The following is an 18,103-nucleotide window of genomic DNA, read 5'->3' on the forward strand; positions in this document are numbered from 1 at the left end:
ATAAAACCCCTTGCCTTTACTTAGTGCGACGACGCACGATGTACTTGCTAGTACGCTTGTTCTTACGAGTCTTATAACCCTTCGTAGGAACACCCCATGGAGACACCGGATGACGACCACCTGAAGTCCGGCCTTCACCACCACCGTGTGGGTGATCAACCGGGTTCATGGCAACACCACGGACCGTTGGGCGAACACCACGCCAGCGCTTAGCACCAGCTTTACCCAATTGCTTGAGCATGTGTTCAGCGTTACCAACCTCACCGATTGTCGCACGACATTCGGCTAGAATCTTACGTACTTCACCAGAACGCAAACGTACAGTTACGTACAAGCCTTCTCGTGCCAGTACTTGCACAGATGTACCCGCAGAGCGAGCCAACTGAGCACCTTTGCCAGGCTTCATCTCAATAGCGTGCACAACAGCACCTACTGGAATGTTGCGCAGAGGCAATGCATTACCTGCTTTGATTGGTGCATCTGAACCAGACACAACTTTGTCACCAGCAGTCAGGCCTTTAGGGGCCAGAATGTAGCGACGCTCGCCGTCTGCGTACAACACCAGAGCGATATTCGCTGACCGGTTAGGGTCATACTCAATGCGCTCTACAGTAGCTGGAATACCGTCTTTGTTACGTTTGAAATCAACCAAACGATAGTGATGTTTGTGACCACCACCAATATGACGTACGGTAATCCGGCCATTATTGTTACGACCACCGTTCTTGGCGTTCTTTTCCAACAACGGAGCGTATGGCTTGCCTTTGTACAGGTCCTGACCAACGACTTTAACGACGTGGCGACGACCCGGAGACGTAGGCTTCATTTTTACAACAGCCATCTTCAATATCCTCCTGTTTACTCAGCGCCGCCGACGAAATCGATGTCAGCACCTTCGCCTAGAGTTACGTAAGCTTTTTTCCAATCGCTACGCTTCCCTACGCGCATACCAAAACGCTTAGTTTTACCTTTCACGTTTAGCGTGCGTACGCCGGTGACTTCGACTTCAAACAGTTTCTCTACCGCAGCTTTGATTTCTGACTTAGTCGCGTCTTTTGCTACTTTGAACACAACAGTGTTGTTGTTCTCAGCAGAAACAGTCGCTTTTTCAGAAACGTGAGGCGCCAGAATGACTTTCAGCAAACGTTCTTCACGCATCATGACAATGTCTCCTCAAGCTGCTTGACTGCGTCCGCAGTGAACAGAACTTTATCAAACGCGATCAAGCTGACCGGGTCGATGCCCTGTACATCACGTACGTCGACTTTATGCAGGTTACGAGAAGCCAGGAACAAGTTCTCATCAACATCTTTGGTGATGATTAGAACGTCGTTCAATTCTAGCTCTTTCAACTTGCTTACCAGTTGCTTAGTCTTTGGTGTATCAATACCAAAGTTCTCAACAACGATCAGACGATCTTGACGAACTAACTCAGAGAGAATGCTCTTGAGTGCGCCACGATACATCTTCTTGTTAACCTTTTGGGCGTGATTCTGTGGTTTCGCTGCGAAGCTAACACCACCTGAACGCCACAATGGGCTGCGGATAGTACCCGCACGAGCGCGACCAGTACCTTTCTGGCGCCATGGCTTTTTGCCACCACCAGAAACTTCTGAACGCGTCTTTTGAGCCCGACTACCTTGACGTGCGCCAGCTGCATAGGCCACTACGACCTGATGCACCAAAGCTTCATTGAATTCACGTCCAAAGGTAGCTTCGGAAACTTCAAGAGCGCCTTTCGCGTCTTTTAATGCTAATTCCATCACTAATCTCCTCAGACGTTACGCTTTCACTGCTGGCTTAACGATAACGTTGCCACCAGAAGCTCCAGGGACAGCGCCTTTAACCAGAAGCAAGTTGCGCTCAGCGTCAACACGGACGACTTCAAGGGACTGCACAGTTACGCGCTCAGCACCCATGTGGCCGGCCATCTTCTTACCTTTAAATACTTTACCAGGTGACTGGTTTTGACCGATAGAACCCGGTGCACGATGCGACAATGAGTTACCATGCGTCGCGTCTTGCATACTGAAGTTCCAGCGTTTTACGGTACCAGCGAAACCTTTACCTTTAGAGGTACCGGTTACGTCTACCATTTTGGTGTCCGCAAAGATTTCCACGGTCAGCTCAGATCCAACTTCGATGTCAGCACCTTCTTCGCCATTCAGGCGGAATTCCCACAGACCACGGCCGGCTTCTACGCCAGCTTTGGCGAAGTGACCTGCTGCAGGTTTGTTGACACGGTTGGTCTTCTTGCTACCAGTGGTCACCTGAAGTGCACGGTAACCGTCGGTGTCTAGGTTTTTCACCTGAGTCACGCGGTTCGCTAACACTTCGATCACAGTCACAGGAACTGATGCGCCATCTTCTTGGAAGATACGCGTCATTCCTACTTTCCGACCGACTAGACCAATAGCCATTGTTAAAACCTCTTATCCAGAATCTTGTTGCTCACTTAGCCCAGGCTGATCTGTACATCAACACCAGCAGCCAGGTCCAAACGCATCAGAGCGTCAACAGTTTTTTCTGTTGGCTCGATGATATCGATAAGACGCTTGTGGGTGCGGATCTCGTACTGATCACGGGCGTCTTTGTTTACGTGCGGAGAAATAAGCACGGTGAAACGTTCTTTGCGCGTTGGCAGTGGAATTGGTCCACGAACCTGTGCACCGGTACGTTTCGCTGTATCTACGATTTCCGCTGTAGACTGGTCGATCAGGCGGTGATCGAAAGCTTTCAAGCGAATCCGAATTCTTTGACCAGACATATAATCAAAGCCTCATATAAAGAGCATTTAAAAAAGAGCATAAAAAAACTCGCCGCTTCGGCTACCTTTACGGCAGGAAGAGGAAGTATTTTTAACCACCATTCGACCCCCAATCGGGGCCGTTGTCGCAGCATCTGTAGAATTAAGAACAAAGCCAGAGGCTTTGCAGTACTTGAATCTACGATACCGAATCTAAATTACGTCCAAAAAGACGTGGGCGAGATTATACGGGTTTAGGAGGGTAAGTCAAGGCTTTCTGCGGTATTGATATGAACAGTCGAGGTGTCTGCGCTGGTGATCGACTGCTATCCGATAATGAGGTCGAACAGGGATTGGTGCTTGCCTAAAAACAGACCCAAGCCAGTGCTCGGGTCTGTCTACTAGTCGACTTCTTTATCGGCGTGCCGATCCGAAAAACATTAAGTACACTAATCGACCATTCTCAGGCTTAGTTCCAAATGATTCGCCGGCGGTGTGCCATAACCAAGGGCGTAACAATACCAATCGGTTAAACCGCATGGGCACACGCATGGTCATTTCCCATTTCGAATCGTCAGTGGAGTCGCTATCGAGGATATCCGCGGTCCACTGCTTTGCCGAAGTTGCACCAAACTTCTGTAATGCTTCTTGATCGCTGTACGGCGCCCGCTCAGTATCGGTCGGGATATGCCGGAAAAACTCCGTGCCGCCACGACAATCTTCAGGGTTACTTAAGTACAAGATGCCAGACCAATGGGAGCCGTCCACATGCACTTTCGCTTCGCCGACATCACTTTCCAACGCAATGCGGCATTTGCCGTGCGCTTGCCCCTGCTCCATCGCTACCAAAGGTTCACCGACAATTCGCGATACTTCATTGGTAAGGCCCTCTAAGTTGATCCGCTCAACGGAGTTCCGACCAGGATAGGGACCTTTCACTTCTGGGTAAGTTAAACGTAGTGCTGCATCACGCAGTCCTTCGGCATTACTGAAAAAATCATCAACGACGATTAACGATGTCGGCATGGAAAAAACCTAATTTCGGTGAATGTACCGCCGAGTATATCTACATTTATTTAACGAATAAACCCGCAGACAACTCGGCTGCGAAACCTTACTCTGCTTGTGCCGCGGCATAGGCTTCAGCAGCTCGCCACACACGTAAGGTATTCCCATGTAAGATTTTATTGATGTCTTCTTCCGAGTAACCACGATCTAACAGACCTTGGATCAAATTCGGAAAAGTGCGCACATCCTTCAAGCCCACCGGCAGTGTATCGCCAACACCATCGTAATCAGATCCTAAGCCTACATAATCAATGCCCACGAGGTTCACGATGTGATCGATATGATCGAGAACATCGGCTTTGGTGGCAAAGGGGTACGGATTTTCCTCACGCATTTTTTCAATGGCAGCGACAGCTTCCGGCGTCCCTTCACCTAATCGCTCATTAATTTCTCGGGTGAGTCGTTGAATCCGCGCACGATGTTGGTTCGCCATGGTCGTTACAAACGTAGAACCGAAGGTAACCTGAATCACCCCACCGTTTTCAGCCAACGCTTTAATCATGTCATCGTTCATATTGCGCTGCCAACCTGGCGTAAAGCGTCGGGCTGAGGAGTGCGTTGCCACCACCGGCACTTGGGTAATCTCCAGAACATCGTAAAACGCCTTGTCGGAGATGTGAGATACATCGACCATCATGCCAATTCGGTTCATTTCTAGCACGAGATCGCGGCCAAACGGGCTTAAACCACCCCAGGTTTGCCGGATATCATAAGAGGAGTCTGCAATGTGGTTATCTTCGGAGTGGGCCAATGTAATGTAGCGAACGCCCCGGTCATAGAAGTGATAAAGTTTCTCCATATCCCCTTCGATGGGGGCGCCATTCTCCATACCCATGGCAAGACTCATGAGGCCTTGCTCTTTGTGAGCAAATAAGTCATCTACGGAGTGGGGGATAGCAAATTTCTCTGGTGCGCGGTATACCAGCGCTTCCATATAATCAATGAGTTGGTTGGCCAGCGTATAAGCGCCATTATCTTCATAACTGGAGGGAATATAAATCGCCATAAATGGAACGTTAAGACCACCTGCAACTGCACGCTCATAATCAAAATCACCACGTTGAGTCGCTTTACTCACATCCTCCCAGTCGTTAATTAAGCGCCAGGGGACGTCGATGTGAGTATCAATAATCATCGACTCTTGAGCAATTCGCATGGCCTGCTCACCCGCCACAATCTCAGTACTTTGAGCTGAGAAAGTTGAAAGCGACAGTGCGCCGGCAATCGCCATCGCAAGTACGTTCTTCATAGCTAATTCCTTGTGTTCTTCTTATGGTGTTGTGTCACACGAGACTAGCAAAGAATTCGTTACGGAGCGAGCGGCTTATCTCCTTTCTCAGCGCGTTCTGCAAGCACATGGTCGTTTTCCGCTAACTCATCAAGCATCGCACTTTCAAAGTCTTGCTTACCGAGTTCTAACTGCTGGCGGGCAACACTTGTAATCGATTGTGTGAATTGCTGATTAAATTGCTGCACTTGCCCAACTAAATCTTGTTTCAGTACATCATGAATACTTACATCGTACTGATCAAAAGTCTGCTCTGCTGCAATTGCAGGTGCTTGCATTACCAATGCAACTGCTGCCGCACTTATTAACAATTTTACTGAAGTCATGGTGTTTCTCCTTTCGTTATCCAATAACAAATGGGTGTACTTCTTATTTCCACTTGTCGGTTTCTTTGATGCATAACGATGTATATTCAATCTCCATGCCAACTTTGTAAGTCGTTAATAAATAAAACAATACTAAAATCAAAAAAGGCCAACCCGATGTATGAATGCATCGCGTTAGCCTTTTTGACTAATAAATTTATCTCAATGGTCGATTTGACTAATCCACACAGGCGGCGCGCTCTTGCATCCGCATTGTCTCCCGCTCTACAATCGCAAAAGCTTCCCATAGGGGGGATGCATCTACTGCGGTTGGCCCTTGCTGGCTCAGGTGTCGACGCCATTGTCGCGCTCCCGGACAGGCTTGGAATAAACCAAGCATGTGGCGCGCCACGTGCCAAAAACGCCCACCTTGGGCAATATGGGATTCAATATAAGTTGCCATCGTTTGAATCACCTGCGCCTTCTCAGCGGCTATGCTGCCCTCACCCACTAAAGCATCCACCTCTGCGAGGAGCCATGGATTTTGATAAGCAGCCCGCCCAATCATCACACCATCTACATGGGAAAGATGTGCACGGGCTTGTTCAATGGTTTCTACGCCACCGTTTAAATGGATCTCAAAGTCAGGGTAATCGCGTTTGGCGTGATACACCCGTTCATAATTCAACGGCGGTACTTCGCGATTTTGCTTCGGGCTCAATCCATTTAACCAGGCTTTGCGCGCGTGCAAGATCACCCGTGGGCATTGAATACTGCGCAGAGGTTCAAGAAATGCTTGCAGAAACTCATAGCTATCGTGTTCATCAATGCCCAACCGAGTTTTCACCGTTACCGGCGTATTCGGGGCCGCATCTTGCATCGCCGCAATACAATCCGCCACTAATTGTGGCTCTGCCATTAAGCAAGCACCAAAACGTCCGTTCTGAACGCGGTCAGACGGGCAGCCCACATTTAAGTTGATCTCATCATAACCACGCTCTTGCGCAAGACGAGCACAACGTGCCAGATCTGCTGGGTCACTGCCCCCAAGTTGCAGAGCCACAGGATGCTCTTGCTCATTGTAAGCAAGAAAATCCATACGCCCATGCAAAATAGCGCCAGTTGTCACCATCTCGGTGTACAACAACGCATGCTGGGAAATTTGCCGATGAAAGAACCGACAGTGTCGATCGGTCCAGTCCAGCATCGGGGCAACGCTTATCATTACAGACTCCTATTTATAGGCGCGCTATTTTACTGGAATTTCGCCTCAAAAAATAGGTGAGCTGTAGCGCCCTTGCAATTCCATGAACAAACCATGCTAAGATGAGAATTCGTCACTCTGTTTTTTTAGCAAAGAAGCGCTTCTGAGTATGGAAAAAAATACCCAACAATTAATTCAACGTGCCGAGGTTATGTGCCAACGTCGAGGTGTTCGGCTAACCCCAACACGTCGCGAGGTGTTCGCGTTGCTTACACAACAAGCTGGGGCCATTGGCGCTTACGATTTGCTTGAGCAGCTCAAAGAAGGAATGCCGAACGCAAAGCCACCCACGATTTATCGTGCACTCGAATTTCTGCAAGCGCAGGGCTTTGTGCATAAAGTGTCGTCGTCAAATAGCTATGTTTTGTGCTCACACTTTGAGAAACAGCATCCAGTACAAATGCTGATCTGCTCTCATTGTGGTGGCGTTCAAGAAATTCATTCGCGCGGCGTTCATGAAGAGTTTTTACAGCAAGCTCAGCATCAGGGCTTTACCGTTCATCAACAAACAGTTGAGGCAGTGGGCATTTGCCAAACCTGCACCAAGGAAGGCATTGAAAGCGAAGCACCAAAAGTGATGTAGCGCTCACCACAGATGCTTAAAAAAGGGGCGCTTGCGCCTCTTTTTTACGTTTCGAGATAATCTAAGTTGACGCGCCGAGCGACGTTACACAGCAACTCGTAGGGAATAGTTCCCACCTTCTCTGCAACCTGCTCTACCGGCAAGTCAGGCCCCCACAGCTGCGCCGTGTCGCCAAGCTTCGCGCTCATGGTATCACCCAGATCAACAGTCACCATGTCCATGGCAACCCGACCGACAATAGGATATACCTTGCCGTTAATCCAGACGGGTGTTCCATTGGGTGCAAGGCGTGGATAACCATCGCCGTAGCCAATGGCAACAATGCCAATCCAGGTATCTTTGCTTGCGGTCCAAGCCGCGCCATACCCGACCGATTCTCCAGCGCGGATTTTGCGCACGGAGATAATGCTCGCTTGTAAATTCATCACCGCCCGCAAATCTAAGTCACGACCGGTTTCTTGCGCAAACGGGCTAATTCCATAAAGTGCGAGCCCTGGGCGAACCCAATCATCATCAGGTGCCAAGCCCGCAAACAATGCGGCGCTATTCGCAAATGACGTGGTTACATCAGGAAGCGTTGCTTTAATGCTCTCAAACAGCGCAATTTGGCGTTGATTCTGCCCATGCTGTGGTTCATCGGCACAGGCAAAATGACTCATTAACACAGGGCGAGCTGCAACTTGTGGTGCAGCTTCAAGGGTTTTGTATACCCGCTCCGCATCTTCAGGGTTTAGCCCTAGGCGGTGCATACCGGTATCGACCTTTAACCAGACGCGCATGGGCTCCGGTAAGTCCTGAATACTTAATAGCTGCCCTACTTGGTGTTTAGTATGCAGAACGGGTTGAATATGGCTCACTGCAAGCACGGGAATCTGTTTAGCGTCGAAGAAACCTTCTAACAAAACGATCGGACGCGTCACCCCAGCATTGCGCAGTTGCAGTGCCTCATCGACTCGCGCCACGCCAATGGCATCCACATCGCCAAGCTCTTGGGCGATACGGGTTAAACCATGACCATAAGCATTCGCCTTAAGTATAGCGAGCACGCGCTTAGAGCCCGCTCGGGCACGGATCACCTCAAGATTGTGGCGTAATGCCCCTAGGTGAATATCGGCCCAGGCAGGACGCATACTGAGCGGGGAAATAGGCGTGTCTGTCACAGCTTAATACTCATCATCCACTGGTGCGCCTGAATAGTTATCAAAGCGCGAATACTGACCATGGAAACGTAACTTAATGCGACCGATTGGACCGTTCCGTTGTTTTCCAATAATAATTTCAGCAAGACCTTCATCTTCTGTTTCCGGGTGATATACCTCATCCCGATAAATGAACATGATTACGTCCGCATCTTGCTCAATCGAGCCAGATTCACGTAGATCGGAGTTCACCGGCCGCTTATCAGCCCGTTGTTCAAGTGAGCGGTTTAACTGCGACAACGCCACCACTGGGCATTTCAGTTCTTTTGCCAAGGCTTTTAGTGAGCGCGATATTTCCGCAATCTCAAGGGTGCGATTTTCTGAGATACCAGGCACGGTCATCAACTGCAGGTAATCCACCATTACCATACTCACACCATTGTGTTCTTTCGCAATGCGGCGCGCACGCGAACGCACTTCTGTTGGCGTCAGGCCAGAACTATCGTCGATATAGAGCTTGCCTTTCTCTTTGAGCATGGTCATTGCTGAAGCGATACGCGCCCAGTCGTCGTCATCCAGCTGACCAGTTCGCACCTTGGTTTGGTTTACTCGACTTAACGACGCTAGCATCCGCATAATGATTTGCTCAGAGGGCATCTCCAAACTAAACACCACTACAGGTTTTTCTTCATTCAGTGCGGCCCGCTCTACCAAGTTCATGGCAAAAGTGGTTTTACCCATTGATGGACGGGCCGCCACAATCACTAAATCAGAAGGCTGCAAGCCTGCAGTTTTCTTATCCAGATCGGCAAAGCCTGTAGATACCCCAGTCACGCCACTCAGATTGGTGTTTTGGCTTAGATACTCAATGCGATCGAGAGTCTTATCCAAAATGCCTTTGAGGTTTTGCGGTCCCTCAGTACTCGAACTGCGCTTTTCTGCAATGGCGAATACTTTTGATTCAGCGAAATCGAGCAGCTCTTTGCTCGGCCGCCCTTTTGGAGTGTAACCTGCCTCGGCGATTTCATTGGCCACACCGATCATTTCTCGGATCAGTGCCCGCTCCCGAACGATATCCGCATACGCATTAATATTCGCCGAACTCGGCGTATTCTTTTGAATCTCAAGCAAGTAGGCAGCGCCACCTACCCGATCTAACTCATTCGAGAGTTCTAAGCGTTCCGTTAGGGTCACCAGATCGATGGGTTGGTTTTCTTCGCTCAGGCGCAGCATCGAAGCAAAAATCAAACGATGGGAAAGCAGATAAAAATCTTCTGTAATCACTCGCTCGGCCACGTTATCCCACGATTGATTGTCGAGCATCAGCCCGCCCAACACAGATTGTTCGGCTTCAATTGAGTGCGGTGGAGTTTTCAATGCATCGAGCTTGGCATCTGCTGATTTCGACGCGTTCGATGTTGAGTTCTTTGTGGCCACAGAGTTCGCTTCCAAATTGCTGCTTGAATGATTTGCAAAATAAAATTGATATGCAATTCACGATAGAGAACGATAATACACAGACCACAAAAAAAAAGCAGCACCGAGGTGCTGCTTTTCATGGAAAGGATGTGTAATCCTTACTCGCTCGCTTCTACCTTTAAGGTAATTGCGGCAAGTACATCGGCGTGCAGTTGCAGTTCGATTTCGTATTCCCCTACTTCACGGATAGTACCGTGCGGCATAAGAATCTCGCTCTTCTGCACTTCAACGCCTGCAGCAGATACTGCATCAGCGATATCACGCGTACCGATAGAACCGAACAGTTTGCCTTCGTCGCCCGCTTTAGAAGCGATAACGATAGTGTCTAAACCGTTGATTTTCTCTGCACGTGCTTCAGCTGCTGCTAAATCTGCAGCCAATTTCTCTTCCAACTCAGCGCGACGTTGTTCAAACATCTCAACGTTCGCTTTTGTCGCTGGAACTGCTTTACCTTGCGGGAACAAGAAGTTACGGGCATAACCAGACTTCACGTTCACCTGGTCGCCCAGGCTGCCAAGGTTTGCAACTTTATCAAGAAGGATAATATTCATCGTTACAATCTCCTTTACTTGTGGCCATCAGTGTATGGCAGCAAGCTCAGGTAACGGGCACGCTTGATAGCGCGCGCCAGCTGACGCTGATACTTAGCTGAAGTACCGGTAATACGGCTAGGGACGATCTTACCAGTTTCAGTGATATAGTTTTTCAGCGTAGCGATATCTTTGTAATCGATCTCTTTTACGCCTTCTGCCTTAAAGCGGCAGAACTTACGACGACGGAAAAAACGAGCCATGGTGTTCTCCTGTTAAACCTGTTTTATAGTCTGGGCGTGGAGGACTAATCGTGGGATTCCGTTAGCGTTTTCATGACGCTGAATGAATCCGCTTGCCTCAATTTCACTACCCAGAGAAAGTTTCGTAGACCAGGATTCTGCTTCCACTCCGCTTACCACTGCTTGAATTCTTGCATAACACTGTCGTGTTAAGCCCGCTTCCTCTTGCATCGAACGATGTTCGATAGCCAACAGCAAATGGGAAATTCCAGCGGGGCTGCGGGTCAAGCGAGGCGCCTTAACTAGCGTGCCGCGAATGACGAGGTGATTCATTGCAGAGCCCTGAGCTGTAGCCGACATCACTCAGCAGATGCAGTCTCAGCTTTCGCTTCACGGCGTTCTTCTTTTTCTTTTGGCTTACCAAAAGGTGAAGGTTCGCTGATCGCTTCGTCTTTACGCATAACCAGGCTGCGCAGTACCGCATCGTTGTAACGGAAGTTGGTTTCCAGCTCTTCCACAGCTTCTGCAGTTGCTTCTACGTTCATCAGAACATAGTGTGCTTTATGCAGCTTGTTGATTGGATAAGCTAGTTGCCGACGGCCCCAGTCTTCTAAACGGTTAATAGAACCGCCAGATGATTTCACGGTTTCTGTGTACCGCTCGATCATGCCTGGAACCTGTTCGCTCTGGTCCGGATGAACCATGAATACGATTTCATAATGACGCATTAAATTGCTCCTTATGGATTAAAGCCTAGGTGCAGCTCAGCCCGGCTGACATGAAGGCAAGGAACTTGAAACATTGTGTTGGGCTGATTCAAGCCGGCGCATTGTACGTAACTTAGCCAATAAGCGCAAGCAAAACCCCGCTTTTCACCTGTCCAGAACAACTTAGGTAAATAGGGGCTCGCAGCCTTATTGATTGGTTTGACGGGTGATTTCTTGATTGATCAACGAAAAGAGCTTGCCTGATAGCATTAAACTGGCGTTTTCCGGGCCTTCAACCACTTGGGTATAACCACTACTTCGGGCTGAAGATATTTCCGCTTCAGCACGAATACCCGCACTCACAGTGCGAACCCGAACCAACACACGAAAATGTGCGTCTTCGGGTTCGTCCGTTATCCGATAGGTATGATGCGTATTCATACGATAGCGTATGTCGTCCGCCAAAATAATCAGCGGACGGGTGTTCTCTTCTAATTCAACAGTGAGGGCCAACGGCGGACGGTAGCCATGTTCGGCATCGTCGGGGGTACCTACCCACGCCAACACAAGGAGCGTAAGCACCACAGCGACAATAGCGATCACAGGTGCTAGTTTCTGCCACCAACTGCCTGCGTTCACACTATCTTGTTTCGCCATTGTTTATCCTTGATTCCCGCGTTGGCGCACCACTTCAAACAAGCACACGCCTGCGGCAACCGACACGTTCAAGCTACTCACGGTGCCCGCGAGGGGAATCGCGACCAAGTCGTCGCACAATTCCCGGGTTAGTCGCCGCATACCCGTGCCTTCCGCGCCCATGACAAGTGCGACTGGGCCAACAAATTTATTTTGATACAAGGTTTGCGTGGCTTCACCGGCAGTACCCGTCACCCAGACACCTTCGTCTTTGAGAATGCGGAGCGCCCGTGCCAAGTTGGTCGCTGTTACCAATGGAACCACTTCAGCGGCGCCACTGGCCACTTTGCGCACGGTACTATTTAATCCAGCCGCTTTATCTTTTGGCACAATCACCGCAGTCACGCCGGAGGCGTCTGCTGTACGCAAGCAGGCTCCAAGGTTATGTGGGTCGGTTACCTGATCGAGCACTAAGAACAATGCCTTTTGTCCCGCTTGCTTACACAACTCCGGCAAGTCCGCTTCTTGGTATTGACGTGCTGGGGTTACAAACAACAACACACCTTGATGATTGCCTTCGTCCACGCGTTCATCGAGGGTTTTGCGATGGCTGAACTGCGGACGTACACCAACTTGGCGGGCCATTTTTACAATCTCTTGAACCGCCGGATCTTCACGATCTTTTTGGACGAATAACTCAATCGCCCGTTCAGGATGATGCTGCAATACTGCAGATACTGAGTGGATGCCAAAAACTACATCATTCTTGCTCATGAAGACCGCCGTTTTTTCTGTTTAGGACTCTTACTTGCCGCACCACTGTTTGGGCTTTTTCCTTTCGGCTTGCCTGCGCCGCGCTTGCCCTTTCCTTTCGCTGGCCCCTGTCCTTTGCCACCAGAACGTTCCGGTTTGGCTCCGCGCGCAGCGCCTTTACTTGGGCCTTTACTTGGGCCTTTGCCGCCGTCTTTGCGCTTGCCACGTTTATTATCAACACGCTTACGAGGCGGTAACGCGTCAGAAGTGTGCTCCACGGAAATTAAGGCAAAATCAATCTTACGTTCTACCAAATTAGACGCGGCTACCTTCACTCGCGCTTTATCACCAATGCGATATACCTTGCCACTACTCTCACCAATCAGCAGGTGACGATCCGCATCATAGTGATAATATTCTTGTGTCATATTGGAGATATGCACCAGGCCATCAATCATTAAATCATTAAGGCGAATAAAGAGACCAAAATTGGTGACCGAGGAAATCACACCATCGAATTCATCACCCACATGATCCTGCATATATTCGCATTTTAGGAACTCATCCACTTGCCGAGTCGCATCGTCGGCTCGGCGCTCTGTATGCGAACAATGCGGGCCCAACTCACCAAGGGCCGCCGCATCATAAAAATGCTTACCTTCTAAGCCTGGCATTCCCGGCAAGGTTTCACTGAGAATTCGTTTGATTTCCCGGTGTAAAATAAGATCCGGATAGCGGCGAATCGGTGAGGTAAAGTGCGCATAACCGGCGAGACTTAACCCAAAGTGGCCCCGATTATCTGAGCTGTATACCGCTTGTTGCAGCGATCGCAACAGCATGGTTTGAATGAGCTCTCGATCCGGTCTATCTGCGATCTGTTCTAGCACCCCAGCAAAATCTCGTGGATGTGGGTCACCTTGCACAGGCATGGTAAGCCCTAACTCGCCGAGCACCATGCGAAATGCCATTAAGCGATCTTCATCCGGAAGATCATGCACCCGGTAAAGCGCGCCACCTTTGTGTTGTTCAACAAATTGGGCCGCCGCCACATTGGCCATAATCATGCATTCTTCAATCAGCATATGAGCCTGATTTCTATGCACCGGAACAATGCGGTCGATTTTGCGATTCGCATTAAAGATAAAACGGGTTTCGACGGTATCAAAGTCAATCGCTCCCCGTTTTTCCCGCGAGCCCCGCAATACTTTATACAATTGCTGTAGGTTCTCGAGGTGCGGCACCACATGATCATATTCTTTGCGAAGTTGCGGATCGCCTTCCAGGATAGCGGCAACCTTGGTGTAGGTAAGACGCGCATGGGAATTCATCACGGCCGGATAAAAGCTATATTCCACCAACTTACCACGCGGCCCGATCACCATTTCCGCCACCATACATAGGCGGTCAACCTGAGGATTCAAACTACACAGGCCATTCGACAAGGCCTCTGGTAACATCGGAACCACATTTTTAGGGAAGTATACCGAGTTGCCGCGAGCCAAGGCTTCTTTATCGAGAGCCGTTCCCGTACGCACATAGTGGCTCACATCAGCGATGGCCACCCATAAACGAAACCCTTTACCGTCGGGTTGGCAAAATACCGCATCATCAAAGTCACGGGCGTCTTCACCGTCAATGGTAACCAACGGTAATTTGCGTAAATCGACCCGGCCTTTTTTGTCTGCGTCAGACACTTCAGCAGGAATTTTTTCAGCTTCCTTGAGCAGTGCATCTGGCCATACATAAGGAATGCCATGCTCGCGAATGGCCACTTCAATTTCCATGCCTGGAGCCAAGTGGTCACCCAAGATTTCTTTGATACGTGCTAGCGGAGAAGAACGACGACTAGGGCGAGCCAGTACTTCCGCCACCACCATTTGACCATGACGTGCACCGTTCACATGCTCAGGTGGAATAATCAAATCTTGGCCCTGACGCGTATCGTCAGGCACAACCAGCGATAACCCCTCTTCAAAAAAATAACGCCCCACAATTTCGCGTTTCTCTTCACTCAAGCTGCGCACAATGCGCCCTTCTCGGCGCCCCCGAGAATCGGTTGAGCCCGCTTTTACCAGCACTCGATCGCCATGCATTACCAGTTGCATTTGATGGTAAGGGAGATAGAGATCTTGTCCCCCTTCATCTAATTGCACAAATCCAAATCCGTCACGATGACCAATCACCACGCCCTTCTTCAGATCCATGCGTTCCGGCAGGCCATAAGAATCATTACGGGTATAAACCAACTGTCCATCACGTTCCATCGCACGTAAACGGCGCTTCACCCCAATATGTTGGCGCTCATCTTTGAGCTTAAAGTGCGCCAATATATCTTGGTACGGCACGGGTTTAAGGGCATCGCGAATGACTTCTAACATCGCGTCGCGCGAAGGAATCTCTACATCGAATTGCGGTTCTGGGGCATTTGGGTCTTGAGTCATAAAATCTAAGTATCCATTGCATGTTTGCAGGATTGAGGGCGTTCACGTTAGCGTGACAAGGTAACGCGTGAACGACTTTATTGCAGTATATCACTCCCACGCGGTCATGCGTAACTTGAAACCTCACAACTTCGTAAAAACCTGCTAGGCTTCAATAGGTTCACATAAAAATTTAGTGAAGCTTTTTGTCCATTACGCTGAATCTGTCCGTCTCGAAAGTAACGCACAGCATGCGAGGAGAGATCATGAAACGTTTGTTACTTATTTTAAGCACTACAGCATTTATTATCGGTTGTGGCGAAGCGCCGCAACGCCAAGAAGTTGCCTCACCGGAAGTATCCAGCCAGGTTGAAGCGGCGTTAACCGAGTCAGAGCGTCTTACCCGATGGTTCGACGAACGTTACGAAGAGCGCCTGCAGTTAAGCCCTATTCAGATGACCATGCAAGGGCGCAAAGATCGCTACGACGAGCTCGATGATATTAGCGAAGAAGCCCAAGAAGAGATGTTGGCATGGCTCGAGCGCACTGCCGTTGAACTACAAGCCAATTTCGATTACACCCAGCTCAATGAAGAAGCACAAACCTCGTACGACTTATGGCTCTATAACGTCGATCGCGCCCAACGCAGCGCCGAATATCGTGATTTCGGCTATGTGTTGCACCAAATGTCGAGTCAACATGCGAATTTGGCGCAATTTATTATCGGATTTCATAACGTAGAAAGCGAAGATGATCTGCAAGCCTATATCACCCGCTTAGAAGTCATGGGTGATCGCTTAAACACCATGACCGAGATGGCTCAATCCCGTGCCGAAAAAGGGATCCGCCCCCCGGATTTCGCGTATCGCGGTGCCATTCAACAAGCGCGTAATTTAGTCACTGGTGCGCCTTTTGAAGAAACGTCCACGCGTTCACCGATGTACCAAGACGCCTATTCAAAAATCAATAAGCTGCATGATTCTGATGTGATCAGCTACGATCAAATGGATAGCTATATGGCGCAAGCGCGGTCAGCACTCCTTAACCATGTAGGCCCTGCTTATCAGGACATGATCGCATGGCTTGAGGCCGATATGGAGCATGCACAACAGAACCCGACCGGTGTTGCTCGCCACGAAGGTGGTCAAGATTTTTACCAACACATGCTCTGGTTCCATACCACCACAGATTTAACCGCGGAAGAGATCCATCGCATTGGACTTAATGAAGTGGCCAGAATTCAAGATGAAATGCGTACCATTATGGAGCGTGTTGAGTTTACCGGCACATTGGAGGAATTCTTTGAATTCGTACTCGAAGATGAACAATTTTACTATCCAAATACCGATGAGGGTCGCCAAGCTTACTTAGACGACTCAAAAGCATTCCTCGACGGCATCAATGACAAATTACCGGAATTCTTTGGTATTTTGCCGCAAGCCGATCTTGTGGTACGCCGGGTTGAACCTTTCCGTGAGCAAGACGGTGCCCCGCAGCATTATTACCCGGGTACCCCGGATGGCTCACGCCCAGGCATTTACTACGCGCACCTGTCGGATATGCGCTCCATGCCAAAAATTGATATGGAAGCGGTGGCCTATCATGAAGGGAATCCAGGTCATCACATGCAGATCTCCATTGCTCAAGAGCTTGAAGGGATCCCACGCTTCCGGACACAAGAACGACATACGGTGTATGTAGAAGGTTGGGCGCTCTACTCTGAGTTGTTGGCCAAAGAAATGGGCGGCTACGAAGATGACTATTCTGATTTCGGACGCCTCATCGCTGAAATTTGGCGTGCAGCTCGCCTCGTGGTGGATACCGGTATGCACAGCTTAGGCTGGACCGAACAAGACGCCATAGACTACTTCAAAGCCAATACACCCATTACCGAAGGTTCAATTGTCGCGGAAGTTCAGCGCTACTTAGTGTGGCCAGGACAAGCCACAGCCTACAAAATCGGGATGATGCGTATTCAAGAGCTGCGCGCTGAGGCGGAACAAGAGCTTGGTGAGCTGTTCGATATTCGGGCTTTCCACGATACTATCCTCGGCGGCGGCTCATTGCCTCTGCCATTGCTGGAAGCGCGTGTACGCAATTGGATTGAGCGGGTGCAAACCGGGGTAGAGGGTAGCTAACGAGCCTTTGAAAACCCTATGCACAGCGCGGGACTTACCATTTTCACGGTAAGTCCCGCTTTTTTTTCAACGCTTGTTTTTGTTGATTGTATCGGCGTTTTGGTCATTGTCGCCTACTTCTAGCCCCTCTAAACTAGTGCCAGATTGCTTTGCGCTTCACATCGTATGGGCGTTCTCAATGCTCGCGGTAGCGCAAATTCAAGGTAACCATCACCGCTGCCAATACTTCACTTTTCAACGCAGGAGTTGACTATGACCGACTTTACTATCCACACAAAAGACAATGCACCAGAGAACAGCAAACAATTGCTCGACAAAGCTGAAAAAGCCGTGGGATTTATTCCAAATTTGTTTGGCGTCATGGCTGCATCACCACAATTACTGGAAGCCTATCTCACCTTAGATAACTTGGCCAAAAACTTGAGCCTTAACAGCACAGAAGTGACGGTCGTATGGCAAACCATTAACAGCACTAATCAATGTCATTATTGCATTCCGGCTCACACAGCCATCGCGAAACAAATGAAAGTATCCGACCGTGTGAATGATGCCGTGATTAACGATAAGTCGCTGGAGGATAACAAGCTAGAAGCGCTGCGTTCTTTCACAAAAGCCATTATTCAGAAACAAGGAAAAGTTGATGAGGTGGGTGTCGATAAATTCCTCAGTGCGGGATATACGCAAAAACAGATACTTGAAGTGGTTATGTTGGTTGGGCAAAAAACCTTGAGCAACTACACCAATTACTTCGCGCAAACACCGATTGATGCGCAATTTAAATAATGTTGTGAGCATAATAGCCCAA

21 protein-coding genes are annotated in these 18,103 nt (G+C 49.4%); 3 read left to right on the top strand and 18 right to left on the bottom strand.

Features of this window, described 5'->3' with window-relative positions; genetic code table 11:
- Window positions 1-16: 16 nt before the first annotated feature.
- From rplB to dusA, 9 genes are all read right to left on the bottom strand, one after another.
- Complete coding sequence (rplB, locus tag FM042_RS11210; protein ID WP_143236540.1) at window positions 17-841, bottom strand: 50S ribosomal protein L2; 825 nt, start codon at window positions 839-841, stop codon at window positions 17-19.
- A 17-nt stretch (window positions 842-858) separates the two neighbouring features.
- Window positions 859-1,161 carry a 50S ribosomal protein L23 gene (gene rplW, locus FM042_RS11215; protein WP_126777746.1) on the bottom strand — a complete coding sequence of 101 codons (303 nt, stop codon included), beginning with the start codon at window positions 1,159-1,161 and terminating at the stop codon, window positions 859-861.
- Complete coding sequence (gene rplD / locus FM042_RS11220; protein WP_143236541.1) at window positions 1,158-1,763, bottom strand: 50S ribosomal protein L4; 606 nt, start codon at window positions 1,761-1,763, stop codon at window positions 1,158-1,160. The genes rplW and rplD overlap by 4 nt, the downstream gene beginning before the upstream one ends.
- A gap of 18 nt (window positions 1,764-1,781) precedes the next feature.
- Complete coding sequence (rplC, locus tag FM042_RS11225) at window positions 1,782-2,420, bottom strand: 50S ribosomal protein L3 (protein ID WP_143236542.1); 639 nt, start codon at window positions 2,418-2,420, stop codon at window positions 1,782-1,784.
- A 35-nt stretch (window positions 2,421-2,455) separates the two neighbouring features.
- Window positions 2,456-2,767 carry a 30S ribosomal protein S10 gene (gene rpsJ / locus FM042_RS11230; protein WP_007419233.1) on the bottom strand — a complete coding sequence of 104 codons (312 nt, stop codon included), beginning with the start codon at window positions 2,765-2,767 and terminating at the stop codon, window positions 2,456-2,458.
- 393 nt (window positions 2,768-3,160) lie between these two features.
- Complete coding sequence (locus FM042_RS11235; RefSeq protein WP_143236543.1) at window positions 3,161-3,772, bottom strand: DUF6445 family protein; 612 nt, start codon at window positions 3,770-3,772, stop codon at window positions 3,161-3,163.
- Between the two features lie 88 nt (window positions 3,773-3,860).
- Window positions 3,861-5,063 carry a dipeptidase gene (locus FM042_RS11240; protein ID WP_143236544.1) on the bottom strand — a complete coding sequence of 401 codons (1,203 nt, stop codon included), beginning with the start codon at window positions 5,061-5,063 and terminating at the stop codon, window positions 3,861-3,863.
- A gap of 59 nt (window positions 5,064-5,122) precedes the next feature.
- Window positions 5,123-5,428 (bottom strand): hypothetical protein, encoded by a 306-nt coding sequence (locus tag FM042_RS11245; protein WP_143236545.1) that lies wholly within the window; start codon window positions 5,426-5,428, stop codon window positions 5,123-5,125.
- 217 nt (window positions 5,429-5,645) lie between these two features.
- Window positions 5,646-6,632, bottom strand: coding sequence for a tRNA dihydrouridine(20/20a) synthase DusA (gene dusA / locus FM042_RS11250; protein WP_143236546.1), 987 nt, complete (start codon window positions 6,630-6,632; stop codon window positions 5,646-5,648).
- A gap of 148 nt (window positions 6,633-6,780) precedes the next feature.
- On the opposite strand from dusA, the gene zur reads away from it, so the two are divergent.
- The gene (gene zur, locus FM042_RS11255) at window positions 6,781-7,254 is read left to right on the top strand and encodes a zinc uptake transcriptional repressor Zur (protein WP_143236547.1); all 474 of its coding nucleotides are present in this window, start codon (window positions 6,781-6,783) and stop codon (window positions 7,252-7,254) included.
- Window positions 7,255-7,298: 44 nt separating this feature from the next.
- Here the strand turns inward: zur and alr are convergent, their stop codons facing one another.
- The 9 genes from alr to rnr all read right to left on the bottom strand — a co-directional run bounded on the left by alr (window position 7,299) and on the right by rnr (window position 15,181).
- Window positions 7,299-8,414, bottom strand: coding sequence for an alanine racemase (gene alr / locus FM042_RS11260; protein ID WP_333472955.1), 1,116 nt, complete (start codon window positions 8,412-8,414; stop codon window positions 7,299-7,301).
- A 3-nt stretch (window positions 8,415-8,417) separates the two neighbouring features.
- Complete coding sequence (dnaB, locus tag FM042_RS11265; protein ID WP_143236548.1) at window positions 8,418-9,830, bottom strand: replicative DNA helicase; 1,413 nt, start codon at window positions 9,828-9,830, stop codon at window positions 8,418-8,420.
- Between the two features lie 140 nt (window positions 9,831-9,970).
- Window positions 9,971-10,423 (bottom strand): 50S ribosomal protein L9, encoded by a 453-nt coding sequence (rplI, locus tag FM042_RS11270; RefSeq protein WP_143236549.1) that lies wholly within the window; start codon window positions 10,421-10,423, stop codon window positions 9,971-9,973.
- A 14-nt stretch (window positions 10,424-10,437) separates the two neighbouring features.
- Window positions 10,438-10,665: a 30S ribosomal protein S18 gene (gene rpsR / locus FM042_RS11275; protein ID WP_007419241.1), complete on the bottom strand. Its 228-nt coding sequence runs from the start codon at window positions 10,663-10,665 to the stop codon at window positions 10,438-10,440.
- A 12-nt stretch (window positions 10,666-10,677) separates the two neighbouring features.
- The gene (gene priB, locus FM042_RS11280) at window positions 10,678-11,004 is read right to left on the bottom strand and encodes a primosomal replication protein N (protein WP_185960784.1); all 327 of its coding nucleotides are present in this window, start codon (window positions 11,002-11,004) and stop codon (window positions 10,678-10,680) included.
- Window positions 11,004-11,372 (bottom strand): 30S ribosomal protein S6, encoded by a 369-nt coding sequence (gene rpsF, locus FM042_RS11285; RefSeq protein WP_143236551.1) that lies wholly within the window; start codon window positions 11,370-11,372, stop codon window positions 11,004-11,006. Before rpsF ends, priB begins: the two co-directional genes overlap by 1 nt.
- A gap of 186 nt (window positions 11,373-11,558) precedes the next feature.
- A complete protein-coding gene (locus FM042_RS11290) occupies window positions 11,559-12,008 on the bottom strand; it encodes a hypothetical protein (RefSeq protein ID WP_143236552.1) in 450 nt (149 codons plus the stop codon).
- Between the two features lie 3 nt (window positions 12,009-12,011).
- Window positions 12,012-12,761, bottom strand: a complete 750-nt coding sequence (gene rlmB, locus FM042_RS11295) for a 23S rRNA (guanosine(2251)-2'-O)-methyltransferase RlmB (protein WP_143236553.1) — start codon at window positions 12,759-12,761, stop codon at window positions 12,012-12,014.
- Entirely contained in the window at window positions 12,758-15,181 is a 2,424-nt protein-coding gene (gene rnr, locus FM042_RS11300) for a ribonuclease R (protein WP_143236554.1), read from the bottom strand. Before rnr ends, rlmB begins: the two co-directional genes overlap by 4 nt.
- Before the next feature lie 245 nt (window positions 15,182-15,426).
- Between rnr and FM042_RS11305 the strand changes: the two genes are divergently transcribed.
- Both FM042_RS11305 and FM042_RS11310 read left to right on the top strand, forming a co-directional pair.
- Window positions 15,427-17,298, top strand: a complete 1,872-nt coding sequence (locus FM042_RS11305) for a DUF885 domain-containing protein (RefSeq protein ID WP_143236555.1) — start codon at window positions 15,427-15,429, stop codon at window positions 17,296-17,298.
- 252 nt (window positions 17,299-17,550) lie between these two features.
- Entirely contained in the window at window positions 17,551-18,081 is a 531-nt protein-coding gene (locus FM042_RS11310) for a carboxymuconolactone decarboxylase family protein (RefSeq protein WP_143236556.1), read from the top strand.
- The last annotated feature ends 22 nt before the right edge of the window (window positions 18,082-18,103 follow it).

Source organism: Aliidiomarina halalkaliphila, assembly GCF_007096385.1.
GTDB classification, from domain to species: Bacteria; Pseudomonadota; Gammaproteobacteria; order Enterobacterales; family Alteromonadaceae; genus Aliidiomarina; species Aliidiomarina halalkaliphila.